Annotated in this window: 16 protein-coding genes; 6 read left to right on the top strand and 10 right to left on the bottom strand. The window is 37.3% G+C overall.

The genetic code is table 11. The features are described 5' to 3' along the window. Positions 1-7 precede the first annotated feature (7 nt). The 3 genes from FW768_RS04935 (at position 8) to FW768_RS04940 (ending at position 2,399) form a co-directional block, all read left to right on the top strand. Positions 8-1,540, top strand: a complete 1,533-nt coding sequence (locus FW768_RS04935; protein ID WP_153393185.1) for a peroxidase, FMP-type — start codon at positions 8-10, stop codon at positions 1,538-1,540. Positions 1,541-1,697: 157 nt separating this feature from the next. Beyond that, positions 1,698-1,844, top strand: a complete 147-nt coding sequence (locus FW768_RS23465; RefSeq protein ID WP_185151937.1) for a hypothetical protein — start codon at positions 1,698-1,700, stop codon at positions 1,842-1,844. 141 nt (positions 1,845-1,985) lie between these two features. Next, entirely contained in the window at positions 1,986-2,399 is a 414-nt protein-coding gene (locus tag FW768_RS04940) for a VOC family protein (protein WP_153393188.1), read from the top strand. Between the two features lie 355 nt (positions 2,400-2,754). Here FW768_RS04940 and FW768_RS04945 read toward each other — a convergent pair whose 3' ends face one another. Next, complete coding sequence (locus FW768_RS04945) at positions 2,755-3,666, bottom strand: leucine-rich repeat domain-containing protein (RefSeq protein ID WP_153393191.1); 912 nt, start codon at positions 3,664-3,666, stop codon at positions 2,755-2,757. A 10-nt stretch (positions 3,667-3,676) separates the two neighbouring features. Continuing rightward, positions 3,677-4,894 carry a hypothetical protein gene (locus FW768_RS04950; RefSeq protein WP_153393194.1) on the bottom strand — a complete coding sequence of 406 codons (1,218 nt, stop codon included), beginning with the start codon at positions 4,892-4,894 and terminating at the stop codon, positions 3,677-3,679. Positions 4,895-5,365: 471 nt separating this feature from the next. On the opposite strand from FW768_RS04950, the gene FW768_RS04955 reads away from it, so the two are divergent. Then, a complete protein-coding gene (locus FW768_RS04955) occupies positions 5,366-5,725 on the top strand; it encodes a prevent-host-death protein (protein WP_153393198.1) in 360 nt (119 codons plus the stop codon). Positions 5,726-5,892: 167 nt separating this feature from the next. On the opposite strand, the gene FW768_RS04960 is transcribed toward FW768_RS04955, so the two are convergent. The 3 genes from FW768_RS04960 to FW768_RS04970 form a co-directional block, all read right to left on the bottom strand. Beyond that, positions 5,893-6,693: a ferritin-like domain-containing protein gene (locus tag FW768_RS04960; protein ID WP_153393200.1), complete on the bottom strand. Its 801-nt coding sequence runs from the start codon at positions 6,691-6,693 to the stop codon at positions 5,893-5,895. Between the two features lie 25 nt (positions 6,694-6,718). Next, positions 6,719-7,432 (bottom strand): ferritin-like domain-containing protein, encoded by a 714-nt coding sequence (locus tag FW768_RS04965; protein WP_153393203.1) that lies wholly within the window; start codon positions 7,430-7,432, stop codon positions 6,719-6,721. Positions 7,433-7,508: 76 nt separating this feature from the next. Further along, the gene (locus tag FW768_RS04970; RefSeq protein WP_153393206.1) at positions 7,509-8,078 is read right to left on the bottom strand and encodes a fasciclin domain-containing protein; all 570 of its coding nucleotides are present in this window, start codon (positions 8,076-8,078) and stop codon (positions 7,509-7,511) included. Positions 8,079-8,353: 275 nt separating this feature from the next. On the opposite strand from FW768_RS04970, the gene FW768_RS04975 reads away from it, so the two are divergent. Next, positions 8,354-8,923 carry an RNA polymerase sigma factor gene (locus FW768_RS04975; RefSeq protein WP_231128633.1) on the top strand — a complete coding sequence of 190 codons (570 nt, stop codon included), beginning with the start codon at positions 8,354-8,356 and terminating at the stop codon, positions 8,921-8,923. A 1-nt stretch (position 8,924) separates the two neighbouring features. Continuing rightward, positions 8,925-9,740: an anti-sigma factor gene (locus FW768_RS04980; RefSeq protein ID WP_153393208.1), complete on the top strand. Its 816-nt coding sequence runs from the start codon at positions 8,925-8,927 to the stop codon at positions 9,738-9,740. A gap of 63 nt (positions 9,741-9,803) precedes the next feature. On the opposite strand, the gene FW768_RS04985 is transcribed toward FW768_RS04980, so the two are convergent. From FW768_RS04985 to FW768_RS05005, 5 genes are all read right to left on the bottom strand, one after another. Next, the gene (locus FW768_RS04985) at positions 9,804-10,556 is read right to left on the bottom strand and encodes a hypothetical protein (RefSeq protein WP_231128634.1); all 753 of its coding nucleotides are present in this window, start codon (positions 10,554-10,556) and stop codon (positions 9,804-9,806) included. A 182-nt stretch (positions 10,557-10,738) separates the two neighbouring features. Further along, a complete protein-coding gene (locus FW768_RS04990) occupies positions 10,739-12,205 on the bottom strand; it encodes a hypothetical protein (RefSeq protein WP_153393211.1) in 1,467 nt (488 codons plus the stop codon). Positions 12,206-12,243: 38 nt separating this feature from the next. Then, positions 12,244-12,552 carry a hypothetical protein gene (locus FW768_RS04995; protein ID WP_153393213.1) on the bottom strand — a complete coding sequence of 103 codons (309 nt, stop codon included), beginning with the start codon at positions 12,550-12,552 and terminating at the stop codon, positions 12,244-12,246. Between the two features lie 32 nt (positions 12,553-12,584). Next, positions 12,585-13,835 (bottom strand): hypothetical protein, encoded by a 1,251-nt coding sequence (locus FW768_RS05000; protein ID WP_153393216.1) that lies wholly within the window; start codon positions 13,833-13,835, stop codon positions 12,585-12,587. Positions 13,836-13,898: 63 nt separating this feature from the next. Continuing rightward, complete coding sequence (locus tag FW768_RS05005; RefSeq protein ID WP_153393219.1) at positions 13,899-15,209, bottom strand: hypothetical protein; 1,311 nt, start codon at positions 15,207-15,209, stop codon at positions 13,899-13,901. Positions 15,210-15,211 lie beyond the last annotated feature (2 nt).

The raw sequence follows: 15,211 nt of genomic DNA on the forward strand, positions 1-15,211 counted from the left end.
ATATATCATGCTTAAACGAAAAAAAGAAGGTCTTGAGGCCGGAAGTCAGCTACTGAGAACCGCAAAAGCCGGCCAGCAAGGATTTTTGGAAGAATTGATGGACGGGTACTCTAAACTTCTTATTGATGACCCGGTAAGACCCTTCAGGGAAGAGAACCTTCAACAGATTGAGAATAGTGTAGATTACGGTATTCTGGCGGCTCTGGACGGAACATGGGTGAGCTACAATGCCAATTACAACGAGAATATTAGCCGGCCTTCATTAGCCAGCGGTGTCCATACCACAATTATGCCTTCTCCGGGTACTAATTCAGGAACTATTCCGGGAAAATTCAGCTTCGACTGTGAAGAATATATTGAAAAGCTTACGTTTTCCATCGTTCCCGGTGGTGTGCGTAACCGGGGCGGAGCCAGTGAACTGTTCTGCGGAGCGGTAAAATATGAACAAAGTATCAAGAGCGTTAACACCGTAGAAGGACAAGATGCATTAAAATATACGCCTATTCATGAGGAAAACGGGATGTACCTATGGCTGAGCGATATGTACAATCATGCTGCAACTAAAGAATCTATCGAAAGAGACCGCGGTATTCACGCATTCTCAGAAGAAGATTATAAAAATTACGGCTATGACGGAAAATACAGGGATGAGCCTCTTCTCCGCATTTCACCGGACGGACAGGAAAAGGAATATATTCTTCAAAGCCAGCTGCAGCCAGGACAGCCTTACTACGAAATTATTCCTGCTCAGGAATTAAAACCCGGAGCTGGTCTTGATGGTCCTTATTTCATTCCGGATTATTCTATTTCTCGAAGCGGCGTTATTCCTCACGGCAGTACTATTACCTTATTAGGAGATATTGCCCCTAAAAATCAGAGTTATTTAATCAATGGCTCTCCTGAATTCCCATATGGTGAGAAAGCATGGCAGCCGGATCATCTTTCTATTTCACGCACTATGGGCAGCGCCGGGGTAACACCTGATCATATTATTGATCTGGACCAGCCTGCACCGGATTGGGTACATGAAATCCTGACAGATGAGAACGACCCGGGATCAAACAAGATCTACACCCAGCGAATACTGGCTGATGATCTGTATCCTTATTCCGTACGGCCTGATATGAGGCTCCGTGATACGTTGAGAGGACAGGAAGTCAAAAACTACGTCCACGTCAAGATGTCTTCCAAAATGAAGACCGGTGCACAGGGAGGTATTTTAAATGTTCCTTTTGTTAACCGCTTTGTTCCTACCGTTGAAGTAGATATGTACATGTGGATTGAAACGGTTGTTGAAAACGGAAAAGAAATCCTTCAACTCCAATACGAACAGATTGTTTTCTTCGAATTTGACTTCGGAAACGATGGAGGTACAACAAGCTGGCCCCACATCCAGACCAATACGCTTCGTAAGCTGGAAGATATTCCCGAAGACCAGAGAAAAATCATTGAAGAACAGTTTTTTGATAAAAAGCCGGATATGGCAGTTACCGGTAATACTGCTGATCCGGCAGCCGGATGCCCTTATCATAAGGGATAGTTTGATGATTCCGCGGTGCCTCCGGCACCGCGGAAATTGTATTTATATCTCTGTATTAAAATCAAGGTTTTTATCTTAATTCAATTGATAATTAACCTGAGCTCGGGTTAATTAATACCTCTAACAGCAATCTAAATTACTAACTAAAATTATCTTTATGGAAACAATTAAAGCAATCAAAACTGGTCCTAAACCTAAAACACAAGATGGAACATCTGACAAAAGAAGAAGAGTTACGCCAGAAAACCAACCCAAACATCCCAATTTAAAACCACACGAGCACAAACCGGGAGATTCTAAATAGGCCCACCTTTCCATACGTATAAATCCTGACACAATACAGTCAGGATTTTTTTATAAAACCTTTTTTATCCAGCAAGTCTCCTGACACACTCTTGTCACAACTCTACTCTATTTTTGTGAAGTAATTTAAAAACTTCAAAAAATGAATGCAGTATCCATCCGTATTATTACGTCCGAAATTGAAAAATTAATTCCTTTTTATGAGCAGGTAACAGGTATCAAGGCGATACAATATACTCCTGATTTTGCAGAACTTCAGACTCCTACAGCAACCATTGCCATTGGAAGCACTGGAACTTTACAGTTTTTTGGCGGCGAAAGTGTCGCCCAACCGGCAGAAAACCGTTCTGTTATCATAGAATTTCTGGTAAGCGATGTTGAAAAGAAATTTGAGCAGTTAAGAACTTTCCTTACTCCTTATCTTGTACAGGAACCCACAATAATGCCTTGGGGTAATCAGTCTTTACTATTCAGGGATCCGGATGGCAATCTGGTTAATTTCTTTACTCCTGTCACAGAGGAAGCCATAGAAAAGTTTTCTTCCAAAAAAGGATAAAGCTTCATTGATCTCCCACAGATCACACCGATTTTACATATTTTTTTTAAATATATTGTTGGTTTAACGCTAAGGACGCTAATATTTTTTAGATCCATGCTGTTTTTAGGGCGCAAGGGCGTTAACACTCAGCAAAGGAAAGTGTTTTCTTATTCTGTGGTAGAAATAACTGAAAACCTTTGGTTTTCTTGCGCCTTAAAAGCGTTATAATGGTTCAAATTCCTGTGCCTATTGCGTTTTCCAACAAAAAATCTGCTCAATTTGCTGGATCTGCGAGGTATAAAAACATAAAAGAAACCGTCCCAAGATGAGACGGCTTCTTTGTTATTCTTTAATTTTAATGATACCTGACTGATCAATTACAGGAATTCGTGAGACTGATCTTTTCGATGTTGCTTGTTTTAATGAGCTCAATATCAAAATCGTTATAGCAAAATGTATTGATATAGCGGTTTCCCTCAATAGTAAGGCGAGTAAGCGGTTTTCCGTTGGTCTTAATGTTCAGTTTTTTAATTCTGTTGTAGGCACAGTTGATATCGGTCAGCTTTTTGAAGTTTTCAAAATTCAATGTGGAAATTTCATTGTAGGAACAGTTAAAGTATTCCAGTTCTTTGAGGTTACTCACCTCAAGATTCCTTAAGAGATTATTTTCACAGCGCAAAGATTTCAGGTCTTTAAGATGGTTTACTGAAAGTTCTGTAAGACTGTTGCTTTCACAAACCAGCTCCGTAAGAGAAGTCAGTTGGGAAAGGTCCAGTTTTCCCAATTGGTTGGTTCCGCATCTGAGTCTTTTCAGGCTGGGCAGTTCTGCAAGTTCCAGTTTGGTAAGGGCAGACCAGGTGCAGTCGATGGTTTCCAGTTTCGGAAGATTTTTAAAGGATAATTCTTTCAGTGATTTATTGAAAGAACAGTCTATATGCTTAAGCTTCTTAAGGGTTTCTACCCCATTCAGGTCTTTTAAGGTTTCTGCCTTGATCAATAAGATCTTAAGGTTTTTGAAAAGTTCAATTCCCTTCAAAGTTACCATAGGAGTCTTTTCAATGTTCAGCTGCATTACTTTTTCGGCTTCTGAAGTTGAAATAATCCCGTCTTTGTTGGCATCCAGCCTTAAAGACTGATAGGTAGAATCTACAGCAATACTGTTCTGTTCATTGGCAGAAAGAAGGTATTTCAGAAAATCTTTATCTGCTATTGCATTTCCTTTAGCCTTTTGTGAATACAGGCTGCCGCCGGAAAGAAGCAGTAGAATAATAATTAAATATCTCATGATCTGTTTATTATTTGATAAGAATTCTCCATCCGTCTCCCTTTCCAAGAAGCATCAGCCCGTCATTTTTTAGTGTTGAAATTTTGATCAGTCTGTTTTCGCTGTAAGGAGTACCATATTTCAGAAATCTTTCGTCCAGAAGCTTTCCCTGAAGATCAAAGACGAGATAAACAGATTCATTGGAAAAGCTACCGCCAAAATTATACATTTCTCCTGTTATATACAGCTTATCTGCAACAATCGCTGCATCGTGCATATGCTCCGTAAATTTCCCCTGATTACTGCTCGGGTTATAATTAAACTCACGGACTTTATCAAAGTTCATATTATAAACTCGGACTGAAGTATTTCTTCTGGTCTGTTTATTCGGAAATTGTTCCTTCGTATCGGTCATTCCGACAACATAAATCTGATTTTTATGAATCAGTATTTTTTTACCTTGAAATTCTTCACCGGTGATCTTTTTATGGCGGGTTACTTTTTTGGAAACCAGATCATATTCAAGAAGATAGCTTTTGTATGCATAAGAGCCTCTTTCATCAACAGCGCCCATCAGAACATAAAGCTTATTCTGATCCAGTGCAGCAGAATAGTATCCTGTATTATAAAAATCAAACGGAGGTTCTATAAAACTGATCACATTGTTTTCAATTTTCTGCAGATCATTGGAGATAAAGGTAACATTGAGTTCTCTGTCACGGGAAAATGCAGAATTGGTTACACAATAAAATCCGTCTTTTACATTAAAAACCAAAGGATCAAACGATACATCTGCAGGTACAGTTTCTACCACTTTTTCCTGTAAGACATTGAGATTATCATCTATTTCCCTTAGCCAGAGACGGGATCGTTTATCCATTTTTTTGGATCCTATCTGAACTAGCTTATTGTTCGTGATGCTAAAAACAGTTTTATTAAAAGACTCATCATCATAGTTTTTATTATCGCCCAGGAATGTTTTTTTGAGCACTTTCCCATCTTTAGACACTTTAATGATGGCAGAATTGAACTGTTTATCACCCTCATTCACAAAATTCTGCCCTGCGATGATGTATCCGTCCTTTACTTCTACCCCGCTTTTGGCAAAATTATTATCAACCGGGAAAAAGTTCAGGTTAAGCATAAAATCTTTATCATTATTCTGATGAGCAGTCTGGCCGAATCCCCATACTGCTGCCGAAAGAGAAGCTATCAGTTGGGTTTTAAAAAGAATAGTTTTTATTTTCATGGATAGTAGAATCTTTTTTAAGTCTTTTTTTAAGAACGCGCAAAATTCTAAAAAATATTTAATCCAGCCAAGTTAATATGATATTGATTTGATATAAAGGGCCGCACAAATCACACCATATGATTAAAAATCAACATCATACAAAACCTTTCATTTATTAAAACAGCTTACTTTCATTTTCCTGTATTATATAAATTATAAAATTCAGCGAATTTTCCCGATAGTGTGAACATAAATATTATTAAATTAAAGTTTTAAGTGTTATATTTGTTAACTGTTTTTGTCCTTATCATTGAAATGATATTATGTTAAGGATTTAACCAGCAGCTGAGAATGAATGAGTAATCCTTCCTTTTCTATTTCCAATAACTGAATGAGTTATCATCCTTATTACTGGAACCTAATGATAAAAGCATACAAAATAAATGCTGTTTGATATAATTAAATCTATTTTATAAAAAATTTAAATTCATGAACTATAAACTTGAGCTCAATACTCAGGAGCCCAACTCTAAAATTGTTTTTCACAACATCCTATTTGATTCGTTCAAGGTAAATATAGTTGAAAGATATATCGGATCAATGAAGTCCCGTCTGACATTATGTGAAGCATTGTTTAAAGTAAGAACTTTAGACGATCAGCTCGTTACCCGAAGAGACGGTAATATGAGGGTAAAAATTAAAGGAAATGAATTTGAAGTTTACGAGAGGCTGGCAAAAAGGCTGTCTTCCTACGAGTATAAAAACAAGCTGATCAACAGAAAAGATGCTGAACAGGACTATGTTCATTTTATTCTGGGTCTGGTGATTGCCAATTATGAACTTAATTAAGCCCGCGCTTAATTTATTTAAACTAAAGAGTTATATCAAATATACAGCTCCCCACCGGATAGTGGGGAGCTTATTTTCTTAAAGAGCATACAGCTTTTGAAGCAAGGGTTTTCTTTTTGTTTCATAAGGTACAACAGAGTATTATCTCTAAATAATACTTCATAAAATCACACTATAAACAAGCCTGCAATAGTCTGCGCATCGCTGCTGCTCAAAATTTCATCATAAGCGGCAGAACCCGCTGCTGCTCCAAATAAAGTTCCTGTGTTATAACCTGCCTGATTAATGAGGTCTTCGCCGGCATAAACAGGATTGGTTGCTGAAGGCATATTTCCGCCATCGGCAAGCTCTATCCAACCTTTATTAGCCCTCATTCTTCTCACCTGAGAGGCATGCCTTGCCTCTACGGAATGAATCTGTAATGCCGCCTGAAGTACAACTTTGTTTGACATAACATTTCCGGCCTGCCCTTTATAAGCCCTCACTCCCGTATCTTCAAAAGCCTGGGCCAAAATGAGAAATTGATTATAATCTGTAAATGGAGAAAAGCTTCCATTAGCCGTAAAATCAAAAGTAGGCTTATTACCCGGAGGGACTCCAAGGGAAGTGAGTGTAGTTTTCAAAAAACCAACATGCGCTGCTTCATGTTTTGAAATCTGCATAAAAACAGTCCTGTCTGAATTGGGTATCAATCCAGGCGTTGATAATCCTATAGCATAGTATTCATTTTCAAGATATTCCAAAACAAGTGCTAACTGTAAAGCATCTGTCAAGGTATTTTTCAGAGCGGTACCTGTGATTTCTTTGTTTGTCGGTGCAGCCATTAAAGCTCCCGATCCAAGAGAAACTGCCGCTACAGCTGCTTTTTTCCCGAATAGTGATGTATTCGTCATTGTTTCTAATCTGGAGGCTTCCTTAATGAAAAACTGATCATAGGAAAGCTTATCTAATAGTCTGAGAATGTTCATAATGTAAATTTTTAAAGATGAATGATTAATTAATACCTCTTTCTTTCCACGTAAACCGGGTTTTAATAAAACCTCCTGCTGCCATTACAATATCTTTCGGCTCTTTGGCAAGATCAAGTCCGTTGGCGTCTACTACATCGTCACCTGAGAAATCTGCAGATCCGGGATTGATCAGGTTTCTGATGGCAGATGCATGTCTCGCTTCTACTGAAACTATTTTTCCGGCAATAACAAGATAAGCTGGATTGGTTATGTATTTTCCGGCACCGTTGTACGCTGCTACTCCGGTGTCTTCCAATGCTTTTGCAGTGGCCAGTACAGAGTTTCTGTCATTAAAATTTACATTGGGATATTGGAATTCAAGCTTTGGAAGAACGTTTGAGGCTGCACTGCTAATAGCTGCTTTAAAAAAGTCCCGGTGAATCACTTCATGATGATAAAGATCCGTAAAAACCTCTTTCTCTACACTGGAAATTCCGGAATAAAAATTATTGACTACTTTCGTGTAAAAATCGGCTTCCAGCTGTTCAAGAGCATAGGCATAATTTAAAATTCCAACATCTCCTGATCCAAGATCAAAAATCTGGTTATTATCCATTGGATAAAAATCATTATCATCATCACAGCCTATTATGGTAAGCCCGGCAATGGCCAGTCCTATTCCACTCAATTTTAAAAAGTTTCTTCGGCTTGTATCAAGGGTAGCTCCCTGATTAGAAACATGAATCATTTTTTTCATACTATTAATTTTTTAGGTGTTTGATTAAGTAAAAGAAAAACAGCACATTGAAAACATGCTGCTTAATCTTAAATTTCTACGGCATCAGAACCGTATCTATCACATGAATAACCCCGTTAGACTGGTTTACATCAGCAATGGTAACTTTGGCACTGTTTCCTTTAGCATCTTTTATATAAAGATCCTTTCCTTTCGTCCAAAATGTAAGGTCTTCTCCCTGTACTGTTTTCATCATGCTTTTTCCATTTCCTGCTTTTACGGTGCTCCATATTTCTTTAGCACTGTATTTTCCGGGTAAAACGTGGTACGTTAGTATGCTTGCAAGCATCGCTTTATTTTCAGGTTTTACAAGATTCTCTACTGTCCCTTTCGGAAGTTTTGCAAAAGCGGCATCAGTAGGAGCCAGTACAGTAAAAGGACCTTTTCCTTCTAATGTATTTACCAATCCCGCCGCTTTTACGGCAGCTACCAAAGTTTTATGATCTTTAGAATTTACGGCGTTTTCAATAATATTCTTAGAGGGATACATTGGAGCCCCTCCTACCATTACTGTTTTTTCTTTCATCGTTTGTGCAGTTACCTTCCCGCTGAACGCAAATGATAAAGCTACCATTGCTAAAACTGTGATTTTTGATCGTGTGTTCATTGTATGAATTTTTTAATTAATTATGGGTAATTTGTGTTCTTAATTTCACTTACGAGTTGAGATCTGTTTTAGATTTAAAAAAACGGAAATTAATTTAAATCAATTGAAAATCAATCAATTAATTTCACAATAAATAAAATCAAAAGGCCAATAGGGTTCATTCAAAATCTTTGTCTGTTTAATTCCGGGGCATCATTTAAAATATATCCAAGAAATCATTTACGAAATAAAAGATCCTATGGATTTCATTTAGGATATGTTTTATTTCACTACATTTGGATAGAAAAATAAAAGCTATTAAAACAATCTGCTCAGAAGAGGAACTTATCGTTTTACTAAAAGAAAAAAACGAAAATGGTTTTCATTATCTCTATGACCACTATTCTGGTGCGCTGTATGGGGTTATTCTTCGTATTGTTCAGTCTAAGGAATATACGGAAGAAATCATTCAGGATGTTTTTGTTAAAATCTGGAACTCTATTCATCAATATGATGCTTCAAAAGGAAGGTTTTACACCTGGATGATCAATATTGCCCGGAATACGGCGATAGATTATTTAAAATCCAAAGGCTTCCAAAATGAGCTTAAAAACCAACCGCTTCCCGATTTCGTATATAATTCTGCAGAACTTTCAACGACCAACAATACCTCTGATTATATTGGATTTAATAATGTATTGGAAGGGCTTGAGTCTGATAAGCAAGAAATTATAGATCTGGCCTATTATCAGGGATATACCCAAAACGAAATATCCGAGAAACTGAAAATACCCCTGGGAACCGTAAAAACGAAAATGCGGAATGCACTTATGAAATTAAAGGACTTGTTAAAAGATTATCAATAAATTGAACACTAAAGAATACATATCATCCGGAATTATAGAATCTTATATTCTAGGACATGCTTCTCCCGAGGAAGCAGGGATTCTGGAATGTGTGATGAAGAATAATGCTGAAGTGAAAACAGCTTTTGAAGAGGCACAAAAAACGTTGGAAAATCTTGCTACTGCCCAGGCCGTACTGCCTCCAGATGATTTGAAATCTAAAATCTGGAACAAAATCCAGCAGGAACAAACTCTTCAGGAGAAATCTGAAACGTCTATTCCAGTGCCGGCTCCTGATATTAAACCATGGGAAGAAGAGCAAAATAGTAAAAGAAATAATAACTGGAAAGCTATAGGTATTGCTGCTTCGGTTTTATTTTTAGCAAGTATCGCGGGAAATCTTTTTTGGGTAAGCAAACAATCTGAAACACAGAAAGAAATTGCAAAAATGAAAACTGAGAAGCAATCTCTGGATTTCACTATGCAGAAAATGAATCAGAAAATAACTATGTTTTCTAATCCTGATATGCAGACCGTCATGCTAAAAGGTGTAGAGAAACATCAGGATGCGAAAGCTATGGTATTCTGGGATAAAAAAACAAAAGAGGTTTATCTTAATGCTGAAAGTCTTCCAAAAGCTCCTGAAGGTATGCAGTACCAGCTTTGGGCTATTGAAGGCGGAAAGCCTGTAAGTGCAGGAATGTATTCTGAAGATAAAGATACTAAAGTGGTATTAGCTACTATTTCAAAAGCACAGGCCTTTGCCATCACTCTTGAAAAAGAAGGGGGAAGCCTTGTTCCTACTATGGAAAACATGTATGTTATGGGAGGAATATAAAAATGAGAACCTCAGCGATAATTGACAAAATTATGCTGGAAACATTGCATATCTTCTGTTGAATCAAAATTGATAAGGGTACCCAATTTCATTCAGGTCGGTCTTAAGCTGTTCCCAATCTTCAACCTGATCAACAATGCTCAGTACCATTTGTTTTGTTAGAGTTTCTCCTTTATAGATTTTGGCTACCGTTTCCAGTGGAATTCCGCTTTTTTTATAACTTTCTTCAAAGTATTCTGTTGCCCAATCTATATAGGTTTGCGGGTTTCCATCGAAAATTTTCAGCATTTCCCCGGAATGATCTTCAGCATTTTCAATCTTTCCGGTTCTCCAGTTTTTCTGTTCTGTAGTCCACAAACAAAATGTTGTTCCAATTGTTTTAACGGGTTCGCCAAAGATAAATTCATTAAAAATAGGTGGCAGGTCCTTTGTAAGTTGTTGCTTATTGGATTGTTTATATTCATGAGCGAAACCATTAATTACACAGCCATCTTTTCTGAATAAAATGAGCATCTGATCTCCGGAACCATCCCGCATTTCGCAGAACTCTTCATCTGCTGACCATTGTCTGTTATAAGAATAATAACGGTATTCCCATTCCGGGGAAAGAATGGCATCCAAAACAGAAATAGCTTTACAGACTGCCTGTAACTTTGTTTTATCTGGTAATAAGCTTAAATTCTTTGTTGAAATCATAGGAGTGGTTGTTTTATTCTTTTTGAATTCGGATTTATTTTCTTTGGGATTATCTTTGTTCTGGCCAGATAAACTGAGTATACTTAAGGAAAATAAAATTGTGGCTAATCGTTTTTCCATATTTAAAAATACATTTTAAAGCAATATCAGCCAAAGGAAAATAACATGATAGGAATTAATACTTTGGGAATTTCCGGATTTTTCTTACAATAAAAAAGGTACCTAATAGTATAATAGAAAGGCTGTATCCATGATAAAGCCCATTCCAAAGAATAAGAATGGGCCTGAATAATTAATTGTTGTTAAAAAGGAAACAAAGGGGCAAGAATCATTCCCTGGGCTTCCGGTGCGGTCTGAATATATTCCGGCTGGTAAGTCAGCGGAACCAGATTCATTTCTCCACTATCTTTCCATCCCTGAATAATCTCTCCTTTTGCGGCATTGACGATGTCGTTATCTTTACTTCTGAGTTTTGTTCTTTTCAGCCACTTAGCATCAAAAGGTTTGATAGAAATCATTAAAACTTCTTCCAGGTTAAGCTGCACTTTTTGCGGAACCAATTTAGACTCCATTCCCAGCATTATTCCCAGACTGCCATCTTTTAAGAATTTTCCGGGCGTTAAAAAGCTTCTGAGGTTATGGTTTTCATTATTCTCACGGTTTACCCACAATTCAATGTTATCTTCCGTAAACTCAACGGTAAAATATTGGTGGGCAAGCATCAGGTTCTTGATATCCCCATGACCTAAGGCTACCTGAGAAGTACTGTTGATCAAGGCCATAGCAAAATGCTTATGCATCACTTCAAAAGGAATGTCTCCGTAGAATTCCATATAAAATTCAGCTCCGATACCGTTATATTGCAGATTTGCATCATCACGTGACGAAGTATAAATATCCGATAAACCGTCTGTTATCAATATAGTTGTTTCCGGAGTGTGAATGACACGCATTTTACAGGAATTATGTACCGTGCTGTCTTCAGGCCATGAATAATCCCTGAAACCACCAACACGCAGATAAATAATACGGTCGTCCAAAGTTCCCAGTGAACGGAAAAAATCTTGACGCAACTGTACACCTTGCTTAAAGGCATCCTGCCGTTTTTTGTATTCCGGTTCTACTTCAATATGATCAATGGCAAGCAGGCTTAATCCATGTTCTTCGAATGCAGGAACCGACTGTGCTTCTATTTTTCCGTTTTCATACTTGAAATAAAAGGCTTCCATTCCTCCAACAAGGTGATAAATGGATTCTAAATCTTTACTGTTCCTCATAAAATCAAAAGAACGCATCGTTGAATCATCATAATACACAGTGGAGTCGATAAACATTCCCAATTCATCTGCTTCCTGGCAAAAACGGGCCAGCATTTCACTTTTGATGGTTTTTTCATCCCGGTAAGATTCGTTTTCAATGCTGTATTTAATATCTTCCAGATACATGGTAACAGTATACTCTTCTGCCACAATAGATTCTCCTTTTTTGAACGTGAATCTCACTTTGGAATGAGTAGGAAAGAAATCAATCAGTGAATGCGGTCTTGTTTCCTCGATTTTATCCAAATGCTCTTCGATTTCATCGGAACTGTTACTATTGTATACAATACCATTTTCGCGAAATTTCACCGTTCCTCCCGTACTTCCATATTTTGTTTTTGTAATTTCTGTAAAATACTCCCGTCCTTCAACCAGCAAAGGCTGCAGTTTTTCAGAAATTTCTGCCAACGTATTCTGTGCTTCTTCTGAGTTTAAATGATTGTTTTTCATAATTTTATTATTAGTTTAAAACATTTATTCTTTAATTTTTATAGCCAGTCGCCATGAAATGCCTTCATCTGCTCAACCGTTCCCTCGAACTGTGCTTCTGTAAAGGCATCCTGTAAACGCATAAGGCTTCCACGCTGTGCTGCAAAAAAGACGGTCTTCCTGTCTGTTATCATTTTAAATAATGATTCATAATGACCTTCTCTCAGATAAATATATCCGAATTCCACTTTTGTATAGGCTAAATCAGCAAAGTCTTCACCTTCCACTAATTCTCCAACTGCAGTATTGGCAAGAATTTCTTTTACTTCTTTAAGCTGGTCGCCTGATAATTTTTCTGCTTTTTCCATGTTTATTTTTCTTTATTAGGTTTTGGTTATTGTTAATCATATTCACTAAAAATGTAAGAAAATGGCTCTAAAGGATATTGCTCCAGCCACTTTGCATCTGTTACTTTAACCGTTATTTCATAAGCAGGCCATTTTTCAAAAGAATAGAGATCTATAATTTCTTCATTGCTCAATTGATAAAAGTCCGGATAAGGTACATCCCTTATTTTTTCTATTTTTGAGCTCACAATGAACTGTTCCGCGATCTCCCTGTGTCTGAGATAGAGTGTGTGGGTATCTCTAATGTCTTTTTCTTTTATAATGGCGTTTAGTTTCTCAAACAAAGGTCCCTCTATCTGGTACTCCTTACCGGAAAAGGATTCCAATCGTTTTAGCATAAACTTCAGCACACTCATTTTTGTTTCCAGGAATATGCGGTCATCATCTTCACTCATGATCATCAGTTTGAAAGAAATAGTATCGCCATTGATTGCTGTTTCATACACTACAGGTCTGCCCCATCTCAAAATAGATTCAGGAGAGCTTGCATAGCCATTCTTTTTCTTGGGGTTCAAAACCATTTGAGTCATTTCGCCATCAATATAGGAAGATCCCATGCTACCACTGCCGCACTTTATGATCCCCCAATCCGTTTCACGTTTGTGTAAAATACCAAATGACTTTGTTGTTCTCACAAGGGTTCCCTCCCACTTTTGCAGATTTTCGTCAGACAAATCGGTAATCATCGTATTGGAATCCTTATAATATTTCTCTCCCAATGTAGGAAACCACAAAATATCTTTCGGGGTTTTGAGCAGGTAATCCGGTATCATATACTTCCAAATGGGCATAAAACCTTCTTTTGAAGTTAGGTCTGAAGGAGCAACAGGGGTTTCGTCCTTAATGGGAAATCTGGGTTCGCAGGCATCGTATTCCCGTGCCGGATCAAATGCTGCTGAATCCCAATACTTCATATCTTTCAGGTGCTCCAGCCATGCAGGATGTGTTACCGTGATATCCAGAACTCCATTCTTCCACCCTCTTTTGTTGGGTTTCCCCATTTTCAGATCCACCGATTGGATAAAAGCCCGTGCATTTTCCCTCATCCATGATTCATCAAGGGTATCATCAAAATCAACTTCTTTTTTTATAGGAGAATCGTTATTAACGTTACGATAAAGCAGCATTAATGCAAATCCCGGCGAAGCATTAATGTAATTGCTGTCAGGATGAATAACCTGAACACTGATTTGAATTTTTGATTCCTGGCGTTTTATAACACCAACTTCGTAGAGTGATGACATTGTAATTATTTTTTAATATTAAATAAATTCCAGTCTAGAATAACTTTTCGGACTACGTTGAAGCTAGTTTACGGCAACATGTTGTATCACAGCATTATTCTTCAATCCTTTTGTATCATAAAAAAGGCATTCCACCGTATGTTCATCCGCTATTTTTAATTTTCCCGGATAATAATTTCCTGAGAGACCGGAATTAATTTTTTTAGTGAATACCAAATCTGAATTATAAACAGAATATTCCCAAACTTTGTTTTCGTTTTGTGAAAGCACTACGATGTTACCATTGGTAAATACTACTATTTCTGCCCATTCGATATAATCAGATAACTTAATTTTAATATTCTTTTTAATATAAAAATCGGTATTTGTTTTCGTCAGATTCATTTCGTTAAACCCAATTCTCTGGGTTAAAAAAATGGGGTCGTTTGAAGAGCCAATATAGAATCCGCTAAGCTTTACCAAATCCGGATCGGAATATATATGATCATTAAAGTATTTAAACTCTGTCTGATCTTGGAGGGTTCTGCCATCAAACTTGAAAACATATGTTTTGTATTTCATATTAGTCTGGTCCAGATTAGAAGTAGAAAAATAATAGTCTGAGCCCACCTTTGAAATTTCTGATATATCCATTCCACCAACATCATTATTTACAGAGATGATATGGGAAATCGGATCTAAGATTTCAGGTAAATAAGCTTCTTTATCAGCATGAAATTTATTCAGATCAACAGTAATGATTTCAAGCTTCTCATTATATCTGATTTCTTCAGAAGCAGCTAAAACATGAATTTTATCTCCTTCAATAATCAAATCTTTCAGGTAACAGGAATAATCATTTTTAATAGCATAAGCAGCACCGTGCTGTTCCAGATTCACCACTGTAATCATAGGCTGCCATCTCCTGACATAACTCTCCTTTGAATTCCCGTAACCGTACTCATTGCCCCCAATGATAAATTTTTTAAGCTTTGTATTATAGCTGATTGTCTGTGCCCGATAGGTGGGCCTAACCTTTAAAATTTTATAATTTTGATCAGTTGAAATGATAATATCACGATCATCATAAAATCCGACTGAAAAATCTATTGCTTTATTGATGAGCGGATCTCTTTTCTTTTCGTCTTTTTCCAATGCTTTGATTCGTCCGACCAGCATATGATTGCCCAGTTCATCAGTTGCCTCATCCTGTATTACCACCGAGAATCCTTTAAAATAAATAGGATATTCTTTAATCGCCTTATCCAGAATTCTGGGGTTTGGCGCTCCTATATTGATCCGCGGGGAAATAGTTTTAGCCTTAGAAGTGGTTTTTTGTTGTGCCAATACCGGCAATCCGGCCAGAAATGTAGCAAGAATAATATATTTTTTCATAG

The sequence above is a fragment of the Chryseobacterium vaccae genome (assembly GCF_009602705.1).
Lineage (GTDB): Bacteria > Bacteroidota > Bacteroidia > Flavobacteriales > Weeksellaceae > Chryseobacterium > Chryseobacterium vaccae.